This is a genomic window from Vreelandella nigrificans (assembly GCF_002374315.1).
Taxonomy (GTDB): Bacteria; Pseudomonadota; Gammaproteobacteria; order Pseudomonadales; family Halomonadaceae; genus Vreelandella; species Vreelandella nigrificans.
The window spans coordinates 119165-146086 of sequence record NZ_NWUX01000006.1 but is presented as its reverse complement, the minus strand read 5'-3'; the positions used below and the strand labels follow the sequence as shown (position 1 = coordinate 146086).

Genomic DNA, 26922 nt, shown 5'->3' with positions numbered 1-26922 from the left:
CAAACGATGGTTAATGAAGATCACTCTGCAGTGCTGGAGTTTCCTCCCGCCAAGCCCACCTCAATGGCAGCTATGATGTATGACAAGCTCTGCTATCACACTGATGCTTGGGATGTGGCGCAGGATTTGGCTAATGGCATTAAGGATATTGTGGTGATCGATACCCGTAGCTTTGAACACTACTGCGCAGGGCATATCCCTGGGGCGATCAGTTTACCGCACAAGGAGATGACGCCTGAGCATTTGGCTGAGTTAGATAACACAAGGGTTTATATCACTTACTGCGATGGTATCGGCTGTAATGGCTCAACCAAAGGGGCATGGAAGCTGGCGAGCGCAGGGCTGACAGTAAAAGAGCTACTGGGAGGGCTGGATTTTTGGCGCCGTGACCAACACCCTATTCAAACAGGTGAGCAGCAGGGGAGTTTACCTGGCGCGATTGCTAGTAACTGCGGTTGTTAGCGTTATTTATCTACTATGCTTGCCAAGCCCGGCGTGGAGCCGGGCTTAAACAATAGAGGATCAAGTGTTGCTAAGCTTGCGTGCTCCATGCAGATTTTCCATGGTGTTTAGGCACGCCTGAGCGGCTTCTTTCCCTTTGGTAACAAAGTGCTGGGTGTAGAAGTCGTGGTGGGTACTGTGTTCATGGAAGTGGTGCGGTGTTAAGACGGCGGAGATCACCGGTACTTGGGTATCTAACTGCACGCGCATTAAGCCATCAATCACCGCATGGGCAACAAAGTCGTGACGATAAATACCGCCATCGACCACAAAGCCTGCACCTACAATGGCGCCATAGCAACCACTCTCGGCGAGCACTTTTGCTTGTAGAGGTATCTCGTAAGCACCTGATACGGTGAAGATGTCCACTTGTTCGGCGTTAAGACCGCAGCGTTCTACTTCAGCGATAAATGCTTCATAGGCCCTCTCGACAATATCTTGATGCCAGTGGCCTTGAATAAACGCGATGCGTTGAGACGTGGTGTGGGTTGAAAACGTAAGCGGAAATGTCTGATTCATGGTCATTCTCTTGGATAAGTTGTACCAGAATCAGGGCACGCGGAACCGGTCGCCAGGCAAACAAAAAAGATGGCTTAAGCCACTTTTGAAGTTGCCTGTCTAAGGTGCCGTTCTCTTTCATCCGGACTATCACCGTCGGCTTCGGCTTTTCACCGAATCTGCTGACCTCAAGAAGCTGCAATAAAAAAACAACAATCTTGAGCGCTCGCGGGCTTAGATGGCAAACATGTAGTAAGCCACCATCACCGCCGGTGGGGACTTTCACCCCGCCCTGAGAACTTTGCTGAATATCAGCCCGGCTATATTACGCTTTTTCTAAAAGCCAAGCCACGGGGGTGTCGTAATCTTTGCAGGCTCGCGCTGCATGATGATCTCTCCGTGGCGTACCGAAAGCAGTACCTCACCTTGGGTGCGCAGCACGCTGTAGTCATCTTCGCCGTCTAACAGGTTGAAGCTGGCGGGTTTGCCTACCTCAATGCCGTAACGCTCCTCAACATTGAGTGCGCGGGCGCTGTTATCGGTAATCAGCGATAGTGCCTGGCTGAAATCCTGATAGCCCATCATTTGGCAGATATGTAGACCGAAATCCAGCGTTCTTAACAGCTTACCGTTACCTAGCGAGTACCAGGGGTCGAAGATGGAGTCTTCGGCAAAACAGACGTTAATACCCGCTGCATTCAATTCTTTCACACGGGTCACGCCGCGGCGTTTTGGGTAGGTATCAAAGCGGCCCTGCAGGTGAATACTCTCGGTTGGGCAGGAGACAAAGTTGGTACCTGAGCGCTTGAGCAACAGGAATAGCTTGGAGCAGTAAGCGTTATCGTAGGAGTGCATTGCTGTGGTGTGGCTAGCGGTAACGCGGCTGCCTAAGTCGTTAAACAGGGATTCGCAGGCCAGCACTTCGAGAAAACGCGAGTTGGGGTCGTCGATCTCATCGCAGTGTACGTCCACCAAACGGTCATATTTGATCGCCAACTCGATGACCCGCTTCATGGAAGCGACACCCAGCTCGCGGGTGTATTCAAAGTGAGGAATGCCACCGACTACGTCAGCGCCGAACTCTAGCGCTTCTTCCATCAGCTTGTCGCCGCCGGGGTAGGAGAGCAAACCATCCTGAGGGAAAGCCACGACCTGAATATCAATCTTATCCTTTAGTTCATCGCGCAAGGTGCACAGGGTTTTAAGCCCAATCAAGCTGGGGTCGCTGGTATCAGCGTGGGTGCGCACAAATTGAACGCCATTACCGATGAGCAGGTTGAGCGTTTTTAGGGCCCGCTCGCGAATATCCGCTTCTGTCAGCATGGGCTTACGCTCGCCCCAGCGCTCAATGCCTTCAAACAATGTTCCACTCTGATTCCAGCTTGGCTCGCCTGCGGTCAGAGCGGCATCAAGATGAATATGTGGCTCAATAAATGGCGCGCACAGTAGCTTGGCGCCTGCATCAATTTGCCCCTCACTTGCCTTGAGTGGCGTATCTTGGGCAGTTATCGCAGTGAACGTGCCGTTGTCTATCTCGAGCCGATAAAGTTCAGGACGCTGGCGTAGGCGAGCATTAATGATCTGCATGCGCATATTAAAAAGGACTCACTTATTGTTTGGCGATTGAAGGAAGGTTATCGCTCAGCGTAGCGTGGTTTAAACGAAGCAACACGGCGTAGCTTCCCGCGGCCACTGCCACACCCACCAGCGGTGGTAGTAGTGGGGAGAAGTAAGCAGCCCCTGCGCCTAATGCATAAGCGGCTAAACCTCGGCGGTTGAAATCCGGCAGTTGTGCAAACTCTAGCGCGGGGTAGCGGCCTTTATGCTTAAGCCAGAAGTTGGCCATGATCACTCCACCCATTGGCGGTATAAAAGTACCTAGCAGCACCAGAAAGGGAATCAGTAGGTTATACATGCCGCCTATCGCCAGCACGGTTCCAGTCGCTGCGCCGCCAACGGTGACTAAGCGGCGCTTCTCGGTACGCAGCAAATTGCAGCCCGCTACGGCAAAGTTGTAGATGGTGTTGTCTTGGGTGGTCCAGATATTCAGAAACAGCATCAGCACAGCGATGCTGACGAGCCCCTGGGCGATCAACACATCTACGATATCCGCTTGTTGATAAACCATGGTGCCTAGTGCGCCGGTCAGCACCATTAAGCCGTTACCGACAAAAAAGGCTGCCAGGGTAGCGATGACCGCAATTTTTGGCGTTTTAGCAAAACGGCTCCAGTTAGTTGCTTGGGTGCCGCCGCTGATAAAGGTGCCGATAATGACGGTAATCGCTGCCGCTACGCTCATGCTTTCTGTTGGCGTTTGCTGGTTTAGTCCAGCGAAGCCGCGTGCGTCCACTATCCCGGTAAACAGACTAATCAAGATAAACAGCATCATAGCGGGGACAGCAAAGCGCGAGAGCCAGTCCATGCCTTTATAGCCAACCATGGCGGTAACGCAGAAACCAAAGCCAAATAGCACCATTAAGGGGATTTCCAGCCACTCCGGCATCCCTGTGGTGCGCACCAACACCAGTGCAATAGTCGCCGTACCCCAGGCGTACCAGCCAATCTGGGTAAAGCCAAGGATAAAGTCGGAGAGCTTGCTGCCCTTTTCACCGAAGCAGAAGCGTCCCATGAGCACCGAGTTTAGCCCGCTTTTACAGGCGATATAAGCAAGCGTTGCTGCGTAGACTCCCAGCAGCAGGTTGCCGACAAGAATGATCCAAAGCAGTTGACCAATGGAGAAAGCTTGGCCAAGCGAACCTCCGGCCCACATGGTGGCAGTGAAAAAGGTGAAGCCGAGTAGTACGGCTGAGGTGGAAAGAAGGCCCTTGCGGGCGCTAATAGGTACTTCACTGAGAGGATAATCAGACTGGTTCATGGTGGCATTTCACCTAGTGAGTTAGGGATGAAAGGAAACTCCATGGCTACAACACTGATAGGCAAAATATGCGCCAACCTGTGGTGATTTGCATTGATAAATAAAAAACCGCCCTGTAAAGGCGGCCAAGAGGGTACTGAGGGAAAGAGTAAATAATGTGCCTAAGCATGCGCCTTTTTGGCGGAGCTGATGGGAGCTGCTTTTTCCCGGTGCTCCGCGAGGCTTTCCACCTTGCGCTGTTTCTCATAGAGAAATCGCAGCACTTCCTGGCGGTAGTGGTTGTACTTAGCATCATCCGCCAGTGCGATACGGTTGCGCGGACGCGGTAGGTCGATATTGAGAACTTCGCCAATGCGTGCCGAAGGGCCGTTGGTGAGCATTACAATACGGTCAGATAGCAACACGGCTTCGTCCACATCGTGGGTTATCATAATCACCGTATTGCCTAGTTCGTCCTGAATACGCATGACCTCTTCCTGAAGATGGGCGCGGGTGAGTGCATCTAGGGCCCCAAAGGGCTCATCCAACAGTAGCACTTTTGGCTCCATGGAGAGCGCGCGGGCAATGCCTACCCGCTGCTTCATGCCGCCAGAAATCTCTGCAGGACGTTTGTTAAGCGCGTGGGACATGCCAACCATTTCAAGGTTTTTTAAAATCCACTCGTGGCGCTCGGTTTTGCTTTTGCTGCGGGCAAAGGTTTTGTTTACTGCCAGCGATACGTTTTCATACACCGTTAACCAGGGCAGCAGCGAGTGATTTTGAAAGACGACGCTGCGATCTGGGCCTGGCGCATTGACCTCTTTACCATCGAGAATGACTGCGCCTGAGGTAGACTCAGTTAATCCAGCAATGATGTTCAATAGGGTCGACTTACCGCACCCTGAGTGGCCAATAATCGAGATATATTCGCCGCGCTCGACACCTAGGCTAATCTCTTTTAATACATTGGTGGTTGCGCCTTTAGTTTCAAAGGTCATCTCAACCTGCTCGACGCTTAAATAATGAGCCGCCATGATCAAAACTCCCTTCGATTAACTTTGAGTGGTGCCACGAGTAACAAGGTTGCCTATAAAGGCCACGATGCGATCAAGGAAGAAACCGACGATACCTACGTAGACCAGCGCCAATACAATGTCGCTGAGCATGGAGGCGTTCCAGGCATCCCAGATAAAGAAGCCAATACCGACACCGCCAATCAGCATTTCAGCGGCCACAATCGCCAACCAAGAGAGGCCGACACCAATCCGCAGGCCGGAGAAGATATAGGGCGCAGCGGCAGGTAGCATAATGCGGGTGAAATATTCGTAGCCATTTAAGCGAATGACCCGCGCCACGTTGCGATAATCCTCAGGAATATTACGCACCCCTACTGAGGTGTTAATGATGATTGGCCAGATAGCAGTGATAAAAATAACGAAAATTGCCGAGGGTGTACTGTCCTGAAAGCCAGCCAACGAGATTGGCAGCCAAGCCAATGGTGGTACGGTGCGCAGTACCTGAAACACTGGGTCTAGCCCACGTAACGCCCAGGTGGATTGGCCCACCAGCACGCCCAGACTAATCCCTGCTACCACCGCCAGCAGGTAGCCATAAGCGACACGCTCCAGGCTGGCGAGTATCTGCCAGCCCATGCCCTTGTCGTTGCCGCCGTAGTCGTAAAACGGGTTGATGATTAATTCCCAAGTGTCACTGATGACTTGGGAAGGGGCGGGTAGTGAAGCGGTGGGGGAGGAACAGAGAATTTCCCAAATGCCCATTAACAGGGCCAGAATAACCACCGGCGGCAGGACCTTTTGTACCAGTGTATCGCGAAGGCACAGCAATGAGGGGCCAATGCTAAACATTGTCTTGGCCAATGTGTCAGAGCGTGTTGATGTGTTCATAGTAAGTCTCCCAGGCAGCACGTAGCAGGTTATGCCAGTGCCTTGATCTCGAGGCTGTCGAGGTAGGCTTGTGGGTTTTCAGGGTCGAAGACCTTGCCATCAAATAGCGTCTCAACACCTCGGGAAGTGGTGTCAGGAATATCGGCAGAAGCAACGCCCAACGCATCCGCAGCTTCGCGCCATAGGTCTTCACGGTTGACCTGGTTGATTAGCGCAGTGCTATCAAAATCTTGGGGGAGGTAGCCCCAGCGTTTGTTTTCGGTCAAAAACCACAGGTCGTGGCTTTTGTAGGGGTAAGAGGCGTGTTTATCCCAGTAGCGCATCATGTGCGGATGGTTTTCGACCACCCGACCGGTGCCGTAATCAAAGTTGCCTTGAATACGATCAATCAGGTCAGCGTAGGGGGCGTGAATCCAGCGGCGGCGTGAGCAAATCTGTGCCATCTCTTCGTGGTTGGCGGCATCTTCACACCACATTTGGGCTTCCATAATGGCCATCAGCAGCGCTTTGGTGGCATTCGGGTTGGCTTCCACATAGTCGCTGCGCATAGCGAAGGCTTTTTCAGGGTGGTCGTTCCACAACTCGCCGGTGGTGTTGGCGGTATAGCCGATTCCTTGGTTGATTAGCTGCTGGTTCCACGGCTCGCAGACGCAAAAAGTATCCATGCTGCCCACCCGCATATTGGCGACCATTTGGGCGGGGGGGATAGTGATAGTAGAAATATCCCGTTTGGGGTTAATGCCACCAGCCGCCATCCAGTAGCGAATCCACATATCGTGGGTGCCGCCAGGGAAGGTCATGGCGGCGCTTACCTCGTTACCACCACTGCGTTTGGTGGCTAGCGCCTGGGCAAATTCACTGGTATCCAGGGCTACCTCTAAGTCCGCGTACTCGCTACCCACCGAAATACACTGGCCGTTAAGGTTTAAGCGCGCCAAAATACTCATCGGCACTGGTATGTTGTTGGGCGTCATAGCACCACTGGCGATGAGATAGGGCATGGGGGTAAGAATATGTGCCCCATCAATACCATTACGCTGTGAACCTAGCACTAGGTTGTCGCGTGTAGTACCCCAGGAAGACTGCTTAAGCACTTCCACATCGGTCATGCCATGCTTGGCAAAAAATCCCTTTTCATCGGCCACAAATAGCGGCGCCGCATCCGTTAAGGCAATAAAACCTAGCTTTGCCGCAGTGGTTTCTGGTGCTCCATTAGCAAAAGCCCAGCTAACCGGCAGACTGCTAAGCAGTGCCGAGCCACCGACGATGGTTGCAGAGCTTTTGAGAAAGTGACGGCGTTCAGGGGAGTGAGAGATTTTTTTGCTCATTGCACGGTACCTTTCGTTTAAAGTGCTGTTTGATAAAACATTTTTTAATAAAGAATGGTTTAAAAACGCCTTTTAAAACGCCAAAACGGCGTCTGCAATCGCGTCTTCATCTAATCGTATGAAGACTGTTGCAGACGCCGTTGTCTGTTTGTTCATCGTTTTGTCACTGAACCTACGTTGGCTCAGGTGATGAGTACGCTGCAGGTTGTGTGCCAAAATCGCTTATTTGATTTCATAAAGCATTGACTTTCATGCGCTTGATAAAGCGACCTCGATGTGATGATAGGTAGGAACCACACCGCCGATTGTGCGGCGCAGTATATAAATGGTGCAGCAACCAGATGGTTGCACCAGTTCGGCCCTACATAGTTTGTGATGGGATAGTTTGTGATGGGACAGTTTTGTGATGAGACAGGTTGATGATGGGATTCGGTTACTCTATTTCTATTAGTTCTCATTTATAAGGTATTACTTATTATCGGTGATCTTGATCAATTTATGATTGGCTAAGGAGGTGAGGTTTACGATTTTTTTGAATAATTCTTTATTGTTATGATTCTTATTTGATGTTTTTTTGTTTGATTGGTTAGATTGTTTAATCTTTTTAAGATAAGGCTAAAGCTCCCATCTTTATCGCCGATAGATAGCTCTCCATGTTGAAGGATGTTGGCTGATTGAATCCTGATTTTCTGTTTTAAGTCATGGTTAATTAGAAAGTTTCAATATGCCGACATTAAGTAGACCAGCCCCGGAGGGCCCATATGAATCGAACGCTTAGTAATATCTCAGTGAAACTGAGCCTAACTCTTGTTCTAGCCATTTTTTCACTGCTGATAATAATCATTGCGTTTCTCGGTTACCAGGCAGGTGAAAGAGGCGCGGCTTCAATGTCTGAGCTTGACCGCGCAGCAGATCAGATGCTGCCGCTGAACCGTAGTCAGCGTTCGGTAGCCTATGCCCAGCTTTTTTATACGAACAGTTTCATTGCGTCCTATGAAGGTGACGCCAGCTTAGCCCGTGATTACTTATCTCAAGCGCAAGCTATGCAGCAAGGGGCCCAGAATTACTTTGCAGCCTTTGAGGCAAATGATCCCCGCGCTACACAGCCTGAATTTGCCGATGCGGTGATTACAGCTTTTAACAATATGGTTCAGCAGGGACTGGTAGCGCAAGGCGATGCATTACAGGTAGGAGATGATGCTCGCTTTCGCTCTTTAAGAGAGCTAACGAGTGCATTGAACCGGCAGTTTATGGACACAAGTACTGCTTTTAATGATCATTTGGCTGATCAAAATAATCAGTTGGTGACCAGCTATGAGAGTGAGATGCAGCTTTTTGGTTACATTGAGCTTGCAGCGCTTATCATCGCTGTGATGGTTGTTCTATTTGTGCGTATCGCTATGGTGAGCTCTATCGTTAAACCGCTGGACGAGGCTGTGTTGCATTTTGAGCGTATTGCTAAAAATGATCTTTCCGGTCAGGTAAGCGACCGTGGCCGTAATGAGATTGGCAAACTGTTTAGTGCCATGCAGCATATGCAGAGTGGTTTGGCGAAGACCGTTTCCGAGGTACGCGATAGCAGTGGCTCGATTCATATCGGTGCGCGGGAAATTGCTAGTGGCAATGCGGATCTGTCATCGCGGACGGAAGAGCAGGCTGCCTCGTTACAAGAGACGGCGGCAAGCATGGAACAATTAACACAAACGGTAAAACAAAACGCTGATAATGCGCGCCAGGCAAGCTCGCTCGCGAATGATGCTTCTAGTACGGCCGTTCAGGGAGGGGAGGTTGTTGAGCAGGTGATCACTACCATGCATGGCATCTCTGATAGTTCGCAAAAAGTGGCGGATATTATTAGTGTTATCGACTCTATCGCTTTTCAAACCAATATTCTGGCGCTGAATGCTTCGGTGGAAGCAGCTCGAGCGGGCGAGCAGGGGCGTGGTTTTGCCGTGGTGGCCAGCGAAGTACGTAACTTGGCCAGCCGCAGTGCTGATGCAGCCAAAGAGATTAAAACACTGATTGATGCATCATCGACTCAGGTAAAAGAAGGCTCGGCTTTAGTCGAAAGTGCGGGGGCTACGATGCGTGATGTTGTCTCTTCGGTGCGTCGCGTGACCGATATTATGGATGAGATATCGGCGGCGTCTCAGGAGCAGAGTTCAGGTATTGAGCAGGTTAACCAAGCCGTTTCTCAGATGGACGAGGTGACCCAGCAGAATGCGGCGCTTGTTCAAGAGGCCTCTTCCGCGGCGAGTTCGTTGGAGGAGCAGGCAGCGCGGCTTGAAAGTGTTGTGGCTTCTTTCCGCTTAGTCGAAGGCGAGGCCGTTGCTCAACCCACGCCAATAATTCCGGCGAAAACGCAACAAGCATTACTTCGCCCCGCACCTCGGGCAACCCAATCAACAAGCAGTGCGGATCACGAGTGGGAGGAGTTTTAGGCCTACACGTCTTGCTTGTCGTTTGGCTGCTCTCCCTCTCAGCCCATGTTATGAGAGGGAGAGCGAATGCCAATTTAGTTATGTGGTGAGCTCAGTGCCGCCGAGATTTCTTCAACCTGAAGCGCAAGGCTCTGCAGGCCGCCACCGGAGAGGTACCACAACGCGGGCGTTAGCATAATGACCTGCGTGTTCTCGGCACCGGCTTCGGCCAGGGTTTGCGCTAGCGTATCTGTGTCGGCTGGCTCACCGCCAATGGCGGCGCTGCGGTCAATAACCAGCACGATTTCTGGATCAATTTCAGCAATGGCTTCAGCAGAAAGCGGGGTAAAGGTGCGCTCGCCGCGTGTCTCTGAAGTGACACTCTCCGGCATCTCAAGTGCTTTTACGCCCAGCACGTCGTGAACCACCGGGTGTTGGTTTAGCATCAAATTGCCGCTGTTATGCGTCACTACCAGAGTGCTGGGAGCGTTACTCAGGGCTTCGCGCTGAGTTTCTAGCTCGTTATGTAGGATTTCAAGCGCTTCTTCTGCCTTAGCTTCTGCCCCTGTCTGGCTGGCTAGCTCGCGAACGTTAGTGTCAAAAGCGGCGAGGTAGTCGTCGCCTTGCAGGCTAGTGTTGAGCAGAGGGGCAATCTCGCCCAGCTCTTCTTCCCAGTCGCCCTGACGTCCGGTGTAGAGAATCAGAGTAGGCTCGCTTTCGCCAAGGGCTTCCATATCCGGCGAGCGTAGGCCTCCGATATTGGTGTATGTCTCTTCCGCGTACTGCTCAAGGTAGTTTGGCAAGCTGGCTTTTGGCACGCCGACAACTTGCTCGCTTAAACCCAGTGCGTCAAGGGTATCCAAACTACCTAAATCAAAAGTGGCGATACGTTGGCCGGCGCTCGCGGTGGCGCTTGCAGTTGCTAAGAGTATAGCGGTGGTAGTAATAGCGAACTTCATTGCTCTTCCTTTTATGAGAAAACATTGTATATGCGATATTTTCTCATATTCTCAAGGAAAATGTGGCGTGTCGCCACTCAGCGCTGGAACAGCATGTTGCGTAAAATGCGTCCGCCCTCACAGGTTGAGGGCGGCGGGTTGGGGGGAGTTGAAATGGTGCTTAAGAGGCAACCCGGAATGGGTTACGCGGGTCGTTATCCCAGGCTAGGAAGGGTTTGCCGGTCTCTTGGGGCACCATGGTGATGCAGTTTTCTACTGGGCAGGTGATCTGACACAGATTGCAACCGACACACTCCTCTTCGATCACCTCATAGCGGCGGGCTCCGTCCTGCTCGGTGAGTTTGGCAATTGATTGGTGAGAGGTATCTTCGCAAGCGATATAGCAGCGACCGCACTCGATGCATAAATCCTGGTCGATCTTGGCGATGGTTTTGAAATTGATATCCAGGTATTTCCAGTCAGTGGTTTGCGGTATCGCCTTGCGGGAAAACGCCTCAATTGAGGCGTAGCCCTTCTCCGCCATCCAGCGGGAGAGGCCATCTTTCATCTCCTCCACAATGCGAAAACCGTTGAGCATCGCCGCCGTGCATACCTGGACGCTGCCGGAACCGAGTGCGATAAATTCCGCCGCATCCCTCCAGGTGGAAATGCCACCAATACCGGAAATCGGCAGTGTTGGCGTCGCTGGGTCACGGGCAATTTCCGCCACCATATTCATCGCGATAGGCTTAACGGCGCTGCCGCAGTAGCCGCCGTGAGTGCTTTGATGGCCCACGGTGGGCTTGGCAACCATATTGTCCAAGTCGATGCTGGTGATCGAGTTGATGGTATTGATTAGCGACACTGCATCGGCACCACCCCGCAGTGCCGCCTGGGCACCGACACGAATATCGGTGATATTGGGCGTGAGTTTTACAATCACTGGCTTGGAGTAGTGCTTTTTACACCAGTAGGTGACTTTTTCGATAAGGTCGGGGTTTTGGCCTACCGCCGCACCCATACCGCGCTCTGGCATACCGTGGGGGCAGCCCAGGTTTAGCTCGATACCGTCCGCGCCGGTGGCTTCCACTAAGGGAAGAATATAAGCCCAGGCTTCCTCGTTGCAGGGCACCATAATAGACACGATCAGCGCGCGATCAGGCCAATCCTTCTTCACCTGGGTGATCTCTTTAAGATTGATCGCAAGCGAGCGGTCGGTAATCAGCTCGATATTGTTAAAGCCGATCACTTCGCGGTTTTTGCCATAATGGGCCGAGTAGCGTGAGGAGACATTCACCGCAGGCGGCTCTTCGCCAAGGGTTTTCCATACCACGCCGCCCCAGCCAGCTTCATAGGCGCGTACCACGTTGTAGGCTTTATCGGTGGGCGGGGCGGAGGCCAACCAGAATGGATTGGGGGCTTTGATGCCGGCGAAATTCACCGACAGATCAACGCCATTGACCACGCTGTCGCCGCTATTTTTCTTCCCTGGAAACGAGAGAGGAGTGGAAAATGTCGTGTTCATGCGGCCTCCTGCTTAGCGGCGAGTGCTTGATGAATGGCGTGAGCCGCCAGTTTGCCGTGCTGCACGGCCTGAACGGTAAGGTCTTGACCCGGTTTTACACAGTCGCCGCCCGCGTACACATTGGGCAGTGAGGTTTGGAACATCTCATCGACGTGAATGCGCTCGCCATCGCGAGCGAGCTCGGCAGCAGTAGCATCGCTTAGGCTTGCGTTCTCAAAGCCCTGGCCGATAGCGGTGAAAATGGCATCGGCGGTAATTTCAAAAGTTTCCCCAGTGGTGGTTAATCTGCCTGCTTGATCGGCGGTCTTGGCAAAGCGCATACCTGCGACACGGCCTTGGGCATCCAGCAAAATATCGTCGGGCTGCGCCCAGGTGACCATACGCACGCCGTTGGCTTTGGCGATCTCTTGCTCATGGTCGGTGGCGGACATCGCCTCAACACCACGGCGGTAGACCAGCGTGACCTCGCTCGCCCCCAAGCGCGCCATTTGGGTGGCCATATCAATGGCGGTATTGCCCGCACCGATCACAATGCAGCGCTTGGCCACGGCCAAACTGCCCAGGTCATCGGCTTGGCGCAGGGTTTTGATGTAATCCACTGCTGGCATGAGGCCTGGGGCATCCTCCCCAGTGAGGCCCAAAGCGCGGCTGGCACCGAGACCCAACCCCAAGAAAACGCTGTCGTACCTGTGACGCAGGGTGTCGAGAGTCAGGTTATCGCCCAGGCGCTGGGCGTACTGAATATCGATGCCTCCGATCTCAAGCAAGAATTCCACTTCCTTGCGGGCGAAGTCATCAGTCATTTTATAGCGGGCAATACCATATTCGTTCAGCCCGCCGGGTTTTTGCTCGGCTTCAAAAATCGTTACCTGATGGCCCAGCATCGCCAGGCGGTGAGCGCAGGAGAGCCCCGCGGGCCCAGCGCCGACGACGGCAATATGGCGGCCTGTACTGGCGGCGCGTTTAAACGGGTGGCTATCGAACTGCATATTATCGGTGGCGTGGCGCTGTAACAGGCCGATTAGTACCGGCTGGCACTCGGCATCGTGATTACGCACACAGCTGCGTTCGCAGAGAATTTCGGTGGGGCACACCCGGGCGCAGCTGCCACCTAGGATATTGGCTTCCAGAATGGTTTGCGCCGCGCCGTTGATATTGTTCTCGCTGATTTGGCGAATAAAGCTAGGAATATCAATATCCGACGGGCAAGCCTCCACACAGGGCGCATCAAAGCAGTAAAGGCAGCGCTGGCTTTCGATCATCGCCTGGCGCTGGGTTAGCGGTGGGTGAAGATCACTAAAGTTGCTTTCCAGCGTCTGCGGGTCGTAAGTGCCGACCTCTTTTGCGCTGGGTAGATGGTTCAGTTGGCTAGTCACGGTAGAGCCTCCGCTGTTCTATAGAAACAACCGTTATTAATTGCCGGTTATCGTTTAACGGCGACCGGGGCGTTAAGCTCGGCACGTTTGGCGAGCAGCTCGAATACACCAGGGTAGGCCGGGCGTTCTAAATAGCGACCTGCACCGCGCTCAGCGCGTAGTTCTCCATCGCGCCACACCCATTTGCCTTTGCTGATGGTGTGGCGGGCAATGCCGCGCACCGTTTTGCCCTCGAAAATGTTGAAATCGACGTTCTGATGGTGAGTTTTGGCGGAAATAGTGCGGGTGCCGCTGGGGTCCCACACCACGATATCCGCATCAGACCCGACTTGAATCGCACCTTTGCGCGGGTAGAGGTTGAAAATCTTGGCGGTGTTGGTGGAGGTCACCGCGACGAACTCCTGGGGCGAGAGCTTGCCTGTGTTAACGCCTTCGTCCCACAGCACGGCGAGCCGGTCTTCCACCCCGGCGGTACCGTTGGGGATCTTGGTAAAGTCATCTTTCCCGGCGGCTTTTTGCTCTTCACAGAAGCAGCAGTGGTCGGTGGCAGTGGTTTGTAAATTGCCAGATTGCAGGCCCTGCCAAAGTGCCTCTTGATGGCCTTTGGGGCGGAAAGGAGGGCTCATCACATGGGCCGCCGCCGTTGCCCAGTCAGGGTGCTGATAAACGCTGTCATCAATCACTAAATGTCCTGCCAAGCACTCGCCGAATACCGGGTGGCCCTGTTGGCGGGCGTAGGCGATCTCATCCACCGCGTCTTTGGTGGAAACATGCACCAGATACACGGGTGCCCCCAGGGTAGTGGCAATGCGGATAGCGCGGCTGGCTGCTTCGCCCTCTACTTGCGGCGGGCGAGAAAGTGGATGGGCTTCTGGCCCGGTGATGCCCTGAGCCAACAGTTTTTGCTGCATGTGATACACCAGCTCGCCGTTTTCAGCGTGTACTGTCGGCACCGCGCCGAGCTCCAGGCAGCGCGCAAAGCTCTCCACCAGAATGTCGTCGGTGGCCATAATGGCGCCTTTGTAGGCCATAAAGTGCTTAAAGCTGTTAACCCCGTGCTCCCGCACCAGGATACCCATCTCCTCTTTGACGCTTTCGTCCCACCAAGTAATCGCCACGTGGAAAGCGAAGTCTGTCGCCGCTTTTTCCGCCCAGCCCTGCCAGGTTTCAAAGGCTTCCAGCAGTGATTGGCCGGGGCTGGGAATCACAAAGTCGATAATTGTCGTGGTGCCGCCTGCCATGGCAGCGGCGGTGCCAGTGTAAAAATCCTCACTGGCGACAGCCCCCATAAAAGGCATCTGCATATGGGTATGGGGGTCGATACCGCCGGGCATGACAAGTTGGTCGCTGGCATCAACAATCTCACACCCTTCAGGGACATCTAGATCGGTGCCAATCGCATGGATTTTACCGTCAACACACAGAACGTCAGCGCGGTAGGTGTCAGCGTGTGTGACCACGGTGCCGCCCTTGATTAATAGGCTCATTGTTAGCTCCTTTGGGGATTTATTAACAGGGCTACTCGCCATCGGTTAAGCGGGTGTAGGTCTCTGGACGGCGGTCGCGGAAGAACTGCCAGTTGTTGCGCACCTCCCTCACCATATCCAAATCGATCTCGTGCACCAGCAGCTCGTCTTCGGTTTCGCTGGCCTGGGCTTCGATTTTGCCGCGGGGGTTCACGATGTAGCTGGAGCCGTAGAAGTCGCCGATATTCCAGGGTGCCTCGGTTCCAACCCGGTTGATCGCAGCGATAAAGCAGCCATTGGCGGCTGCGGAGGCGGGCTGTTCAAGCTCCCACAGGTATTGGGAAAGTCCCGCCACGGTGGCGGAGGGGTTGAAAATCACCTCAGCGCCGTTAAGCGCCAACGCCCGCCAACCTTCGGGGAAGTGACGGTCGTAGCAGATATACACGCCGATTTTTCCGTAGGCAGTATCGAACACTGGCCAGTTGGATTGGCCCGGCTTAAAGAAGAATTTCTCCCAAAAACCAGCCACTTGAGGGATATGGGTTTTGTGGTATTTGCCTAGGTAGCTGCCGTCGGCATCGAACACTGCGGCGGTGTTGTAGTAAACGCCGGTCTCGGTCTCTTCATAGATCGGTACGATGATCACCATACGATGCTCAGCAGCGAGCTTCTGCATCATTTGGCAGGTGGGGCCTTCCGGCACTCGCTCGGCAGCGGCGTACCACTTACCGTCCTGGCTGGGGCAAAAGTAAGGCTGGTTAAACACTTCCTGAAAGCACAGCACCTGCACACCCTGCTCGGCTGCTTGCTCAATCATCGGCAGGTGCGCTTCGTTCATGGCGTCACGAATCGTAGCTGGGTCCAGGTCTGTACTGGTCTTTAGGCCCATTTGAATTAAGCCAATTTTCATCTTCTGCATTAGGCACTCCCTCTGATTATTTATTTAAAGTGTTATTAGGAGTTGAGAATTAATATTATAAAGCTGACTGGTGAGACAGCTTTTATTCAAAGTATCGCTGGCTTAGTGGTTTTAGCAAGTGGTGAGTGAAAAATTTATAAATGCCATTTAACTCTTTGAGTTTGCTTGCTTTTGTTGTTCTGCATCATTGTTTTCACTTTTTTGGTGAGTCTTTGCACTATTTTGGATATGAATATTATTCCTTTAAAATCAGTTGCCTTTGGCTTTTTTTAAAAAATTACCAGGCCTTGAGTTGGTTAGTATTGGTGCAAATGTTTTTTTTGGGCTAGCTTTGTTAAGCCAGTTTTTACTGGTTGATAACAAATAAAAAAGATAACAAGCTAACAATAATATTGTTGTCCATTAAGGCAGCTTTTTAATCAATGAGTTAGTCGTCCCGGTCTGGAGTAGGCATGCTTATTGCTCTGAATATGGCTGATACCGTGAATACGATGGGCAACGGCGCTGCTGAGGAGAGAAAAATGACTGGCTCAACATCCCAAATGGTAGATAAAGAGGGGCTAATTGAACTTGATGTGAAAGAGGACGTGCGTGGTAGTTCCCGTTTTAACGAGGATATCGCACCCACTCAGGCTAGCGAGCGCACCTGGAGCAAATGGAACATAGCAGCGTTATGGGTAGGTATGTCGATTTGTGTGCCTACCTATACGCTAGGAGGTGTGTTAACCGCCTACTTCGGATTAAGTGTGGGTGAGGCGCTGTTTGCTATCTTGCTGGCAAATGTGATCGTACTGATTCCTCTCACCTTAAACGCTTTCCCTGGCACTAAATTTGGCATTCCCTTTCCTGTCGTATTGCGCTCCTCATTCGGTATCTTAGGCTCTAATGTGCCTTGTTTAATACGTGCACTTGTAGGCTGTGGTTGGTTTGGTATTCAGACCATGTTTGGTGGTTTAGCCATTCACCTGCTGCTTTCAGCACTGATTCCTGCCTGGGCAGCCTTGGGCGGTGTGGGGGAGGTGATTGGCTTTTTTGTATTTGGCGCGATGAACCTCTATGTGGTAATTCGTGGGGCAGAGTCGATTAAGTGGCTGGAAACACTAGCGGCACCGCTGCTACTTGCCGTTGGTATCGGGCTGATGATGTGGGCGTGGCCACATATGTCGATGACTGAGCTGCTGGCGCAGCCGCCATCACGCCCTGAGGGTGCCTCGGTATATGGTTACTTCTTCGCGGGCTTGACCGCTATGGTGGGCTTTTGGGCGACGCTGTCGTTGAATATTCCTGACTTTAGCCGTTTTGCCAAAAGCCAAAAAGATCAAATTGTTGGGCAAGTGATTGGCTTACCGCTAACGATGTTTTTCTTTGCCGCATTAGGGGTGGTCCTCACCGCAGCCTCTGAGTCGCTAGTGGGACAAACAATCGCTGACCCAGTCAACCTGATCGGTATGATCAATAGCCCCTTTTGGGTTGTGCTAGCGATGCTGTTAATTATTATTGCAACGCTTTCTACCAATACCGCCGCTAATATAGTGTCTCCCACTAATGACTTTCAGAACATCGCTCCCAAATGGATTAACCAAACCCGCGGCGTACTATTAACGGGGGCGGTAGGTGTGTTGCTGATGGGTTACGATCTTTTGCAAAAAGCGGGGGTGATTACTCAAGGTGCTTCGCTAGAGCAAATGTACTCTAACTGGCTGCTGGGTTACTCCAGCCTGCTAGGTCCTATTGCTGGTATTATGGCAGTGGATTACTTCCTGATTAAAAAGCAGCGCTTGGATGTACCAAGCCTCTATATGGATAACCACGCCTATCCAGCGGTGAATACTGCGGGGTTTATTGCCTTCGGTGTTCCGGTATTACTTACGTTGGTTTCGCTGCTGACAGGCACGATGAACTGGTTTTACAACTACGGCTGGTTTACAGGCTCAGCGCTGGGGGCAATTATTTATTATATTGCAAGCCAAATGCTAGCAACGTCTTCCCAGGTAGGGCCTGTGCCATTGGTCGCTAGTGACGTGGCAAAACAGCCATAAAACAGTTTTTTGAAAACAGCCCTACGCGGTGCCTGTTGATAGAATATCGACCTGACTGAAAAGTAACGCTCGGCCAAATGCCGGGCGTTGTAGGTTTTATCCTGGCTGTTTAAGGAAGCTCAGAAAAGCATTCACCACTCGGTTGGGGCGGCGGTCATGGCGAGTGATCAGGACAAATGGCGTACGGTAGTGCTGGGTGGATGCGTGGAGCGCGCGCATTTTGCCTGCCGCTACCCACTGGGCGGCTACGTGTTCAGGCAGAAAGCCGATAAAGCGTCCTGTAAGAATTAAAAACGCAGCACCTTCGCGGTCGGAAGCCGACGCCTGTGGGTTGAGTGTATCATGTGCTTGGCGGGCATTACTTGGCAGAGGGTAGCGTGGAGCAATGGCGGGAGCGCTAGCGATTTGAACAGCACTTATTGCTTCGTCGGGCAAATCAAACAACGGATGGTCCACTGAACAGTACAGGTAGGAGGGCTCATCATACAGTAACCGGGTTTCCAAGCTCGTGGGTAGGTTAACTGCCGGCACTACGCCTACGTGTAAGTGGCCATCCATAACCCCACGGATCACCGCATCTGATGGCTCCATATGAATATTAACGGCGACGCTATGATGGGGGGCGGTTAATTCGGCGAGCGCATGAGTAACGTGCATGTCGGGTAAGGTGACTAAATTATCGGTAATACCGATATTTAGCTCGCCCTTAATGCTATGGTGTAGCGCGTTCACATCGCTTTTAAAGGTTTCAAGAGCCGTTAGAAGCGTCAAACCCGCCTGGTAAATTTCCTTACCCTCTTCGGTTAAACTAAATCCACCACGCCCGCGCTGGCAGAGTGAAAACCCCAGTCTTCCTTCTAAATCATTCATATGCTGGCTAATCGCCGAGCGGCTGATGCCCAAAGCGGTTTCAGCAGCAGTGAAACCTCCGCACTCCACCACGGTTTTGAAAATACGTACGAGACGTATTTCGTAGTCGCTCATTTGGCCAAGCGGTGCCATAACAATTCCTTGGTATGCAGACTGGCGATGCTTATCATCACACTTTTAAACACATTAATTGCGATAAAACCTGATATACATCACAAAAGTATCGCGGCACTATCAGATGAAACCAAGTGTTAGCGTATGTGCTGTATCGGTTCTGGTTCTTTTATCACACTGTGTCAGGTGTCCTAAAGGGATACCTGGATAAGGCCTCTGCGCGATGTCCATCACTTCCACTGATGTAAATAATAAAGCTCTAAATGCAGTGAATAATTACCGCCAACAGCGGCGAAATGTGATTGCATTTTATGTGCTGGCGCTTGTCGTTACTACAGTGCTCTTTGGCTGGTTACTTCACGAACAGTATAAGCAAGAAATTGAGGCTGCTGAGTCGCGTATTACCGCCCGTGCAAATGTAGTCTCTGAATGGGCAAGGGGTGTGTTTGCACAAAGTGGACAAGCGTTGTTTGGCCTCAGTGAACTATTAGCTATACAGGGCATGCCTGATAGCGGCCATGCCCAGGCGTTACAGCATTCGTTAGTAAACCTGAGCTTATATGTGCCTATGGTTGACAGTGTCTCTGTCTTCGGGCCAGAAGGGCATAGTTTGGCGAGTGCTCGCAGCAATCGTAACGTTGGCTTGGATATCAGCGAGACGCGTTTTTTTAATACGTTTAAGCAGGGCGAGCGGCAAGAGTTAGTCACACCGTTATATTGGTCTGCCAATGATCAGCGTCACTACCTATACCATGGGCGACGGTTAGAGAGTTCGAGCGGCGATTTCACTGGCGTGGTGATTTCAAGTATTGCTCCTGAAGTCTTTGCGGAGTCACTTGAGCAGATGAGTGTTCATGATGGTGAGAGCATTGCACTGGTCGACTCCGACTTAAAATTAATTGCGCGGCACCCTACTGTTGGTGAGCAATTTACCATTGGTAGGAAGATTGATAACCCTGAGACGGCCCAGTGGATAGCGAGTGGTGAGCCGACTTGGTCCATCAATATGCGTTCACCGATTGACGGGCGTGAGCGGCTGTTTCGTATGCAACGGGTTGGTGAATATTCCATACTGGTGGTGGTCGGTATTGATCTTCACGAGTTACTGACGGGGTGGCGACAGCGCGCTTTTATTTTGACACTGGTTATGGCGGTGGTTGCGTTGCTAGGCGCTTGGGGCGCGCGTCACTACCTCAGCCGCCTTTTGCTGGCTTATCAGTTACACGAACGAATAATAGAACGCGAGCAAGCGCGCTCAGAAGCCCAGGCGCGTGGCGCGCAAATGGATGCCTTGGTGCACTCGATCCAGGATTTAATTTTTGTGTTTGATGTTGAGGGGCGCTTTAGCTACATCCATGCGGCGGCTCCTGAGCAACTGCTCATTGATCGCCATGAGGCGCTAGGAAAACACTATGCCCAGGTGCTGCCTGGCCCATTAGTCGCTGCATTTACTGCCGTGTTTGAACGGGTGCAGCAGTTCCATCAAGTAGAACGATTTGAGTACCCTCTAACGTTAGGCACACAGCCCCATCATTTTCATGCCACGGTAAGCCCGCTAATAAATAGCAACGGACAGTTTGAGGGAGTGCTATCGGTGAATCGTAATATCACCGAAGCCAAGCGAGCAGAGGTGGAACTGCAAATTGCTGCTGCAGCCTTCCAAACGCACTTAGGGATTCTGATTACTGACGCACGGGGCTCAATTCTTAAGGTAAATGATACCTTCACCCGTATCACCGGCTATAGCGAAGCCGAGGTTGTGGGTCAAAAACCGCGTATATTCAGTTCTGGTCGGCATAATGCCGCGCTTTATCGTCGCCTATGGAAACACGTTATCAAAACAGGCAATTGGGAGGGGGAAATTTGGAATCAACGTAAGGATGGCGAACTTTTCCCCGAGTGGCTAACGGTTAGCGCGGTTTATAGCGTAGAGGGCACGCTAACCCACTATGTAGCTACGATGAGCGATATCAGCGAGCGCAAAGCCGCTGAGCAAGAGATTCACCAACTGGCGTTTTATGACACTCTGACGGGATTGGCGAACCGGCGCCTGTTTATGGATCGTATGGGAGCTGCACTCAAAGAGCTCCAACGTCATCAGCGGTGCGGTGCGCTGCTAATTATTGATATCGATAATTTTAAGCAAGTCAATGACACCCTTGGGCACTATGCAGGGGATCAGCTCTTACAGAGCGTGGCACGGAGAATGGGGAAAATGCTACGCGATACCGATACCTTAGCACGGCTGGGGAGCGATGAGTTTGCTGTGTTAATTGAAGGTATTGATAGTGGGGTTGCCCAAACCACTCAGCTTGCGGAGCGTATCGCACATAAATTGCTGACAACCATTAGTGAACCCATTCAGCTGGCCGAGGAGAGCATAGTGGTTTCAGGCAGCATTGGGATTACGGTTATGGCAAGTAATGAGTACAGCGAAGACGACTATCTTCAGCAAGTGGATATGGCGCTTTTTCAAGCCAAAAACAGCAGCCGCCATAGAGTGTGCTTTTTTGATCCCTCAATGCAGGCCACTCTGTTAGCCCATGTAAAGCTAGAAGCTGACTTGCGTCAGGCACAGGTTGACCAGCAGTGGCAGCTTTATTACCAGCCGCAAGTGAATCATTGCGGTGCTATCACCGGGGTAGAAGCGTTGCTACGTTGGCAGCACCCTGAGCGAGGGATGGTTTCTCCAGGTGAGTTTATCCCGCTTCTGGAAAACAGTGGCTTGATTAACGATGTGGGTGAATGGGTATTGGAAGAAGCTTGCAATCAGTTGGCTCGCTGGGCACAGCGCCCGCAGCTTAACGAATTGACCATTTCGGTCAACATTAGCCCGCTGCAGTTTCGTGATGAGGGCTTCTTAAATCGTGTCGAGGGCGTGTTTACGCGTACTCAGGCGCCTCTTTGTCGCTTAAAGTTAGAAGTGACCGAGTCGCTGTTTGTCGAAGCAAGAGACGAGGCCCGGGAGAAAATGCTCGCCTTAAAAGCACAGGGGGTGCGTTTTTCACTGGATGACTTTGGCACCGGTTACTCCTCACTAGCGTACTTGGCCCATTTGCCATTGGATCAGTTGAAAATCGACCAAGCCTTTGTTCAGCAGGTGCTCGAAAGTAAAGCCAATGCGGCGATTGTCGAAAGTACGATTGCCCTGGCGGAGAGTCTCAACCTTGAGGTCATTGCTGAAGGTGTCGAGAATGAAGCGCAGCAGGCGTGGCTATTGGCACATGACTGCAACGCTTTTCAAGGCTATCTGTTCGGGCGTCCAGCCACTGCAAACGCAATTGAGCAGCTGGTTTTGGGGGATTAACTGATTGGGCGGGATAGCAGGCAAGCTTCGATATCCATGCGAGGTGCTGCCAGTATATCGGGGAGAATAACTTCCAGGCGTGAGTCCTGCCGCCAAGCGCAGCTCTCCACGCTAAGGGTTCCGTCAGCGCGGTTCAGCCGTTTCCAGCCATGTCCGGTGTGAAACACACCTTTTACTCGCGCTGCTGGGGGTAGCTCGCCCAGCCAGATCGCTAAGCGGTCAAGATCGAAGCGTTCACTCGGGTGCCAGCGCATTCCTGTACTGGTATAGCCAAGAGCGCTGGCGGTTTCATGCTGGGGTTTGCCAGGCGGGGGAGGGAAGTCAAAAAAATGGCCCTCCAGGCTGGGGGCGGCAGCTTGCTGTTGGTGTGCCGCTGGCACGTTAGCACTTTTCGAAGCTGCTTTGCCGCTCTGTAGTAAGTGGGCAATCGACAATTGCCCAACGTTGGCATGGTGTATCCACTTGCGTGGTGGCCAAAGCGCTTCGGCGAAGTGCTGAGCGTTTTCAAGCTGCTCTGGAGTGGCTTGTTCCCGCATGGTGATGACGACAGCATCGGCCATGGCAAGCTGGTCTTGAAATGTCTCATGGGCCCGCGCACGCGGTTCGTCTAGGCGGCGAGGGTCAAGAGTGGCGATAATGTCATGTACCGTTACAACATCTTGAAACGCTTCGCCACGTAGCAGATCAAGTAGTCCTGCTGGGTGGCCCAGGCCCGAAGGTTCGATAATTACTCGGTCGGGTTTGCTGCGTGTCAATAGGTTAACCAGAGCCGCTTGAAGAACAAATGCAAGTTGGCAGCACAGGCAGCCGCCTGGTAAGCCTTTTACTACGATATCATCGCGCTGGTCGAACATTGCTTGATCAATGCCGATTTGGCCAAACTCATTGACTAAAATTGCCCATTTCTCGCCCACAGGCTTCTGTTCGATCAGACTGTGGATAAGCGTGGTCTTACCGCTACCTAAAAAGCCGGTGATGATATGCACCGGCACGTGTGTTGGTGCTGGCAAAGCTTAGCCCCCTGTCATATTCATAAAACGGACGACCTGCACATCACCGTCAGTGGTGAAATGGTGGCGCTCAGGCTTCAGCGGCAGTGCCTCGATAATGGCTGTTTTTAGCGCCTGCATATCCCCTGGGTAGCGGCGCAGCACGGCGCGCAGGTCCACCGAATGCTCGTTGCCCAAACAGAGCAGTAAGCGGCCTTCCACTGTTACACGAACACGATTACAGGTGTCACAAAAGTTGTGGCTATGGGGGGAGATAAATCCCACACGGCTATTGCTATCGGCCATTTTAAAATAGCGCGATGGGCCGGGGGTGGTTTCGGTGGTGGGAATGAGAGGATAGCGGGTTTCAATCAGCGCCTGAACATCGTCGCTGGAGCAGAAAGTCTCCGCCCGGGAGTGATCAGAAACGTCGCCCAGCGGCATTTCTTCGATAAAGCTAATATCCAACCCTTCCTTGCGGGCAAACGCCACTAGGTCGATCACCTCATCGTCATTGCGGCCTTTTAAGATCACCGCATTGAGCTTAATACGTTTAAAGCCCGCTTCCTGGGCAGCGTGAATGCCATCAATGACCTTGGCCAAGTCGCCTGTGCGGGTCAACTGTTTGAAGCGCTCAGGATCAAGAGAGTCCAGGCTGATATTCAGCCTGCGCAGGCCGCTGGCATAAAGCTGCCTGGCATATTTTCGCAGGCTGGCAGCGTTGGTGGTCATGGTGAAGTCGGTAAGCCCTGGTAGCGTGCCGACCTCTTCCACTAACTGCTCAATACCTTTACGCACCAGCGGTTCGCCGCCGGTTAGGCGGATTTTTTCAACACCCAGTTCGGTAAACGCACGGGCGACCATCGCCAGTTCTTCCAGCGTAAGTACTTGGGCGCGAGGTAGAAACGTCATCTCCTCGCTCATGCAGTACACGCAGCGAAAGTCACAGCGATCCGTCACCGAGATACGCACATAACTAATGCGTCGACCAAAGCCGTCGATCAGTTGCTTGGCAGGCAGTGGTTGTGGGGATTGTTGTAGGAATTGTTGGTTAGTCATTGCCACCCCATTAGTGGTTGAATTGTCACTGCTTCGCCTGGTTGAGCTCCTGCTTGATCATCACCTAGCTCAATTAGGCAGTTGGCCACTAGCATAGAGGTTAAAATACCTGAGCCCTGGGCGCCAGTCGTACGGACGTGAAGTACCCCGTGCGGATCACAGTGGTATACGCCGCGTAGAAAGTCCGTGCGTTTGAAACGGCTTTTTAACGGCGTTTCCGTGATGGCGGTTAAGCGCACTGGCGGCGTGGGTGTTAGCCCTTGCAGGCGCTGTAGAAGCGGCACAACAAACTGGCTAAAGGTTACCATGACGGCTACGGGGTTGCCGGGGAGGCCAACAAAAGGCGTGTGTGATTGACCAAGCCTACCGCAGGCCATTGGGCGCCCAGGGCGAAGTGCCACTCGCCAGAAGGCAAGTTGCCCAAGTTGCTCTAATGCCTGCCTGGTAAAGTCGGCATGACCAACGGAAACGCCGCCGCTGGTAATCACCAGGTCGCTGTTTGCGGCAGCCTCTGCTAGCGCATGCTGAATAGTGGTCTGGTCATCAGGCAGAATACCTAGATCTATTACTTCGGCCCCTTGCTCAGCGAGTAGCCCCATCAAGGTAAATCGGTTGGTATCGTAAATACCGGCACTGGACAGTGTTTTGCCAGGCGGAGTGACCTCATTGCCGGTGGAGAAAATCGCCACTTTAGGGCGCTTGAAGACCGCAACCTCGGCGTAGCCCAGCGATGCAATAAGTCCTAGGCAGGCGGCATCAAGGCGTGTGCCTGCTGCCAGTGCTACTTCGCCTGTAGCGATATCTTCCCCTGCTTGGCGAACGTGCTGGCCGCGTAGTACCCGTTCTGGTGTATTAATCTCCACGCTATCGGGGTGCTCAACTAATTGTTCACGCATAACCACGGTATCAGCGCCCGCTGGAAGCGGCGCACCGGTAGTGATGCGCACACACCGACCAGCGGGTACATGCCCCGTAAAGGCCTGACCTGCAAAGGCGTCACCCAGGATAGGCCAGTAGGCCTGAAAAGGCACCGCCTCTGACCAGGCAAGCGCTACCCCGTCCATGGCAGCGTTGGTATTTTGAGGCACATTGATGAGAGCTGTGATATCGGCGGCGAGCCGCCTGCCGTACGCCTGGTTCAGTGCTACATGCTCCACTGCAACAGACTGCTCAACCAGCGTCATAAGTGCATCCCGTGCAGCATCAACGGTTAGCATTTGTTCGCCAAGTTCAAAGCACGACAGGCTCATGATGTCTCCTGGGCGCTAGTTGTTAGTGCTAGTTCCAGACGGCTTTTTTCTTCCTCGGTATTTAAGTTGGCAAATGCTTCGGGGCAGTCAGACATATCCACCTTGCACCACGGGTGGCGGGCGAACCAGCGGTCGATTTTACGCTCGCCCTGGGCAAGGGCCGTGGCAAGATCGTCGGCTAATGAGGTGCGTAGTAACGCCACGACTGGGTGCAAGCGCTCGCCGTCAAAGGCGACTGCTATATCATTCTCACCGTTATCTGTTGCGATGCCCGCTACCATGCGTGCCACCAAGTCGTTGGGTAGTGCAGGGGAGTCGCAGGGCGTAACCAACAGCCAAGGTGTGTTAGTAGCGCGTAGCCCGCTATAAATTCCCATTAGTGGGCCTTTAAAGCCGCCTTCTGCGTCTTCGATCACACGCGATGCAAATAGCTCATAGGCATCGATATTGCGGTTGGCATTGATCAATAGCTCGGCAACATGGCCATCAAGGCGTTTAACTACATGGGCCACCAACGGCTGCCCGGCGAAGGGCTCAAGGCCTTTATCTCGGCCACCCATGCGGCGGCCTTCGCCACCTGCCAAAATCATGCCGGTAATGTCGTGAGTAGCAATCATGCGCCTGCCTCCTTTGATGTACGCGCAGTAGGGGGCTTGGCGGGAATAGCATCCAGCGTTAGGCGGCCATTGGCGTTAATGGCCTGAAAACCTTTACCCTTGGCACGGGCGATCAGCATCACGCCGAAGCGTTCGGCGAGCTCTACACCTTTTTGGGTAACACCCGAACGCGAGACCAGCACGCTGATACCCATCTGTGCGACTTTTAACACCATTTCGGAGGTCAGGCGGCCCGTAGTGTAAAAAGTATCGGCGCTAGCACTCTCCGCCTGATTTAGCCACTGGCGGCCTGCCAGAGTGTCTACTGCATTGTGCCGACCTACGTCTTCAACAAAGTCGAGCACGTCTGTGTGACGGCATAACGCGCAGCCGTGAACTGCGCCAGCACTGCGGTACGTTTCGTTATAAGCGTTGAGGTTGGTAAGTAGTTGATAGAGCGTCGACTGCGCCAGAGGCGTTTCAGGTAGCGAGGTTAATGAGGTTTGGGCTAACAGGTTGCCAAATACCGTACCCTGACCACAGCCAGTCGTCACCGTGCGGGTACTTAGACGTGCCTCTAAATCCTCCGGGAGGTGACGTGTGACCACAGCGGCAGCCTCTACCTCCCAGTCTACTTGAACGACAGTTAAGTCATCAGCCGAGCGGAGTAGGCCCTGGTTGCGCAAATAGCCCACGACCAGGGCTTCTGGGTCATCTCCCAGGGTCATTAGCGTAACAATTTCGCGCTTATTAAGATAAACCGTTAAGGCACGCTCGGCGGCAATCGCCTGCTGGCGCATATCGCCATAAGCATCCATCACGTTAATGGTAGTGGTCGCTGGTAACCGAGCTTGGCTTAACTTAAGGGCGGGCATCCGCGCAATCCTCGCTGGTACTTAAATGACAGTGCTTAAATGACAGTACTTAAAATGACAGTACCTAAAAACCAATAATAGTTGAGCAAAACAC

Annotated in this window: 21 protein-coding genes and 1 riboswitch; of the genes, 4 read left to right on the top strand and 17 right to left on the bottom strand. The window is 52.7% G+C overall.

The features are described from left to right. The first annotated feature begins 6 nt into the window (after window positions 1-6). Window positions 7-462 (top strand): rhodanese-like domain-containing protein, encoded by a 456-nt coding sequence (locus CPA45_RS09585; RefSeq protein WP_096651327.1) that lies wholly within the window; start codon window positions 7-9, stop codon window positions 460-462. Window positions 463-522: 60 nt separating this feature from the next. On the opposite strand, the gene CPA45_RS09580 is transcribed toward CPA45_RS09585, so the two are convergent. The 6 genes from CPA45_RS09580 to CPA45_RS09555 all read right to left on the bottom strand — a co-directional run bounded on the left by CPA45_RS09580 (window position 523) and on the right by CPA45_RS09555 (window position 7085). Then, window positions 523-1020, bottom strand: coding sequence for a 6,7-dimethyl-8-ribityllumazine synthase (locus tag CPA45_RS09580; RefSeq protein ID WP_096651326.1), 498 nt, complete (start codon window positions 1018-1020; stop codon window positions 523-525). Window positions 1021-1125: 105 nt separating this feature from the next. Further along, window positions 1126-1303, bottom strand: a riboswitch (FMN riboswitch). A 32-nt stretch (window positions 1304-1335) separates the two neighbouring features. After that, window positions 1336-2592, bottom strand: coding sequence for a cytosine deaminase (gene codA, locus CPA45_RS09575; RefSeq protein WP_096651325.1), 1257 nt, complete (start codon window positions 2590-2592; stop codon window positions 1336-1338). 16 nt (window positions 2593-2608) lie between these two features. Further along, on the bottom strand, window positions 2609-3874 hold the full coding sequence (gene codB, locus CPA45_RS09570; RefSeq protein ID WP_096651324.1) for a cytosine permease: 1266 nt from the start codon (window positions 3872-3874) through the stop codon (window positions 2609-2611). 161 nt (window positions 3875-4035) lie between these two features. Continuing rightward, the gene (locus CPA45_RS09565; RefSeq protein ID WP_096651323.1) at window positions 4036-4887 is read right to left on the bottom strand and encodes an ABC transporter ATP-binding protein; all 852 of its coding nucleotides are present in this window, start codon (window positions 4885-4887) and stop codon (window positions 4036-4038) included. Window positions 4888-4905: 18 nt separating this feature from the next. Further along, complete coding sequence (ntrB, locus tag CPA45_RS09560; protein WP_244287565.1) at window positions 4906-5757, bottom strand: nitrate ABC transporter permease; 852 nt, start codon at window positions 5755-5757, stop codon at window positions 4906-4908. 29 nt (window positions 5758-5786) lie between these two features. After that, window positions 5787-7085: a CmpA/NrtA family ABC transporter substrate-binding protein gene (locus CPA45_RS09555; RefSeq protein WP_096651322.1), complete on the bottom strand. Its 1299-nt coding sequence runs from the start codon at window positions 7083-7085 to the stop codon at window positions 5787-5789. A gap of 761 nt (window positions 7086-7846) precedes the next feature. Between CPA45_RS09555 and CPA45_RS09550 the strand changes: the two genes are divergently transcribed. Beyond that, window positions 7847-9526: a methyl-accepting chemotaxis protein gene (locus tag CPA45_RS09550; RefSeq protein ID WP_096651321.1), complete on the top strand. Its 1680-nt coding sequence runs from the start codon at window positions 7847-7849 to the stop codon at window positions 9524-9526. A gap of 74 nt (window positions 9527-9600) precedes the next feature. Here CPA45_RS09550 and CPA45_RS09545 read toward each other — a convergent pair whose 3' ends face one another. From CPA45_RS09545 to CPA45_RS09525, 5 genes are all read right to left on the bottom strand, one after another. Then, complete coding sequence (locus tag CPA45_RS09545; RefSeq protein ID WP_096651320.1) at window positions 9601-10464, bottom strand: ABC transporter substrate-binding protein; 864 nt, start codon at window positions 10462-10464, stop codon at window positions 9601-9603. A gap of 160 nt (window positions 10465-10624) precedes the next feature. Further along, entirely contained in the window at window positions 10625-11968 is a 1344-nt protein-coding gene (preA, locus tag CPA45_RS09540) for an NAD-dependent dihydropyrimidine dehydrogenase subunit PreA (RefSeq protein ID WP_096651319.1), read from the bottom strand. Further along, a complete protein-coding gene (locus CPA45_RS09535; RefSeq protein WP_096651318.1) occupies window positions 11965-13344 on the bottom strand; it encodes an NAD(P)-dependent oxidoreductase in 1380 nt (459 codons plus the stop codon). The genes preA and CPA45_RS09535 overlap by 4 nt, the downstream gene beginning before the upstream one ends. A gap of 47 nt (window positions 13345-13391) precedes the next feature. Then, the gene (gene hydA, locus CPA45_RS09530) at window positions 13392-14831 is read right to left on the bottom strand and encodes a dihydropyrimidinase (protein WP_096651317.1); all 1440 of its coding nucleotides are present in this window, start codon (window positions 14829-14831) and stop codon (window positions 13392-13394) included. A 31-nt stretch (window positions 14832-14862) separates the two neighbouring features. Continuing rightward, window positions 14863-15729 carry a nitrilase-related carbon-nitrogen hydrolase gene (locus CPA45_RS09525; protein ID WP_096651316.1) on the bottom strand — a complete coding sequence of 289 codons (867 nt, stop codon included), beginning with the start codon at window positions 15727-15729 and terminating at the stop codon, window positions 14863-14865. Between the two features lie 521 nt (window positions 15730-16250). On the opposite strand from CPA45_RS09525, the gene CPA45_RS09520 reads away from it, so the two are divergent. Next, window positions 16251-17768 carry an NCS1 family nucleobase:cation symporter-1 gene (locus CPA45_RS09520; RefSeq protein ID WP_096651387.1) on the top strand — a complete coding sequence of 506 codons (1518 nt, stop codon included), beginning with the start codon at window positions 16251-16253 and terminating at the stop codon, window positions 17766-17768. 96 nt (window positions 17769-17864) lie between these two features. On the opposite strand, the gene CPA45_RS09515 is transcribed toward CPA45_RS09520, so the two are convergent. Next, window positions 17865-18770: a LysR family transcriptional regulator gene (locus tag CPA45_RS09515; RefSeq protein ID WP_096651315.1), complete on the bottom strand. Its 906-nt coding sequence runs from the start codon at window positions 18768-18770 to the stop codon at window positions 17865-17867. Between the two features lie 205 nt (window positions 18771-18975). On the opposite strand from CPA45_RS09515, the gene CPA45_RS09505 reads away from it, so the two are divergent. Continuing rightward, window positions 18976-22059 carry a bifunctional diguanylate cyclase/phosphodiesterase gene (locus tag CPA45_RS09505; protein ID WP_165771532.1) on the top strand — a complete coding sequence of 1028 codons (3084 nt, stop codon included), beginning with the start codon at window positions 18976-18978 and terminating at the stop codon, window positions 22057-22059. Here CPA45_RS09505 and CPA45_RS09500 read toward each other — a convergent pair. The 5 genes from CPA45_RS09500 to CPA45_RS09480 are packed head-to-tail and all read right to left on the bottom strand — an operon-like array spanning window position 22056 to window position 26828. After that, on the bottom strand, window positions 22056-23069 hold the full coding sequence (locus CPA45_RS09500) for a CobW family GTP-binding protein (protein WP_096651314.1): 1014 nt from the start codon (window positions 23067-23069) through the stop codon (window positions 22056-22058). The two genes, CPA45_RS09505 and CPA45_RS09500, sit on opposite strands and share 4 nt — an antisense overlap. Before the next feature lie 3 nt (window positions 23070-23072). After that, window positions 23073-24107, bottom strand: coding sequence for a GTP 3',8-cyclase MoaA (moaA, locus tag CPA45_RS09495; RefSeq protein ID WP_096651313.1), 1035 nt, complete (start codon window positions 24105-24107; stop codon window positions 23073-23075). Continuing rightward, entirely contained in the window at window positions 24104-25357 is a 1254-nt protein-coding gene (moeA, locus tag CPA45_RS09490; RefSeq protein WP_096651312.1) for a molybdopterin molybdotransferase MoeA, read from the bottom strand. The genes moaA and moeA overlap by 4 nt, the downstream gene beginning before the upstream one ends. Further along, window positions 25354-25974 (bottom strand): molybdenum cofactor guanylyltransferase MobA, encoded by a 621-nt coding sequence (mobA, locus tag CPA45_RS09485; RefSeq protein WP_096651311.1) that lies wholly within the window; start codon window positions 25972-25974, stop codon window positions 25354-25356. The genes moeA and mobA overlap by 4 nt, the downstream gene beginning before the upstream one ends. Further along, window positions 25971-26828 carry a formate dehydrogenase accessory sulfurtransferase FdhD gene (locus CPA45_RS09480; RefSeq protein ID WP_096651310.1) on the bottom strand — a complete coding sequence of 286 codons (858 nt, stop codon included), beginning with the start codon at window positions 26826-26828 and terminating at the stop codon, window positions 25971-25973. The genes mobA and CPA45_RS09480 overlap by 4 nt, the downstream gene beginning before the upstream one ends. Window positions 26829-26922 lie beyond the last annotated feature (94 nt).

Coding starts and splice junctions, on each gene's coding strand:
- CPA45_RS09585 (WP_096651327.1), top strand. CDS start 7: ATGGTTAATGAAGATCACTCTGCAGTGCTGGAGTTTCCTCCCGCCAAG.
- CPA45_RS09580 (WP_096651326.1), bottom strand. CDS start 1,020: ATGAATCAGACATTTCCGCTTACGTTTTCAACCCACACCACGTCTCAA.
- codA (WP_096651325.1), bottom strand. CDS start 2,592: ATGCGCATGCAGATCATTAATGCTCGCCTACGCCAGCGTCCTGAACTT.
- codB (WP_096651324.1), bottom strand. CDS start 3,874: ATGAACCAGTCTGATTATCCTCTCAGTGAAGTACCTATTAGCGCCCGC.
- CPA45_RS09565 (WP_096651323.1), bottom strand. CDS start 4,887: ATGGCGGCTCATTATTTAAGCGTCGAGCAGGTTGAGATGACCTTTGAA.
- ntrB (WP_244287565.1), bottom strand. CDS start 5,757: ATGAACACATCAACACGCTCTGACACATTGGCCAAGACAATGTTTAGC.
- CPA45_RS09555 (WP_096651322.1), bottom strand. CDS start 7,085: ATGAGCAAAAAAATCTCTCACTCCCCTGAACGCCGTCACTTTCTCAAA.
- CPA45_RS09550 (WP_096651321.1), top strand. CDS start 7,847: ATGAATCGAACGCTTAGTAATATCTCAGTGAAACTGAGCCTAACTCTT.
- CPA45_RS09545 (WP_096651320.1), bottom strand. CDS start 10,464: ATGAAGTTCGCTATTACTACCACCGCTATACTCTTAGCAACTGCAAGC.
- preA (WP_096651319.1), bottom strand. CDS start 11,968: ATGAACACGACATTTTCCACTCCTCTCTCGTTTCCAGGGAAGAAAAAT.
- hydA (WP_096651317.1), bottom strand. CDS start 14,831: ATGAGCCTATTAATCAAGGGCGGCACCGTGGTCACACACGCTGACACC.
- CPA45_RS09525 (WP_096651316.1), bottom strand. CDS start 15,729: ATGCAGAAGATGAAAATTGGCTTAATTCAAATGGGCCTAAAGACCAGT.
- CPA45_RS09520 (WP_096651387.1), top strand. CDS start 16,251: ATGACTGGCTCAACATCCCAAATGGTAGATAAAGAGGGGCTAATTGAA.
- CPA45_RS09515 (WP_096651315.1), bottom strand. CDS start 18,770: ATGGCACCGCTTGGCCAAATGAGCGACTACGAAATACGTCTCGTACGT.
- CPA45_RS09505 (WP_165771532.1), top strand. CDS start 18,976: ATGTCCATCACTTCCACTGATGTAAATAATAAAGCTCTAAATGCAGTG.
- moaA (WP_096651313.1), bottom strand. CDS start 24,107: ATGACTAACCAACAATTCCTACAACAATCCCCACAACCACTGCCTGCC.
- moeA (WP_096651312.1), bottom strand. CDS start 25,357: ATGAGCCTGTCGTGCTTTGAACTTGGCGAACAAATGCTAACCGTTGAT.
- mobA (WP_096651311.1), bottom strand. CDS start 25,974: ATGATTGCTACTCACGACATTACCGGCATGATTTTGGCAGGTGGCGAA.
- CPA45_RS09480 (WP_096651310.1), bottom strand. CDS start 26,828: ATGCCCGCCCTTAAGTTAAGCCAAGCTCGGTTACCAGCGACCACTACC.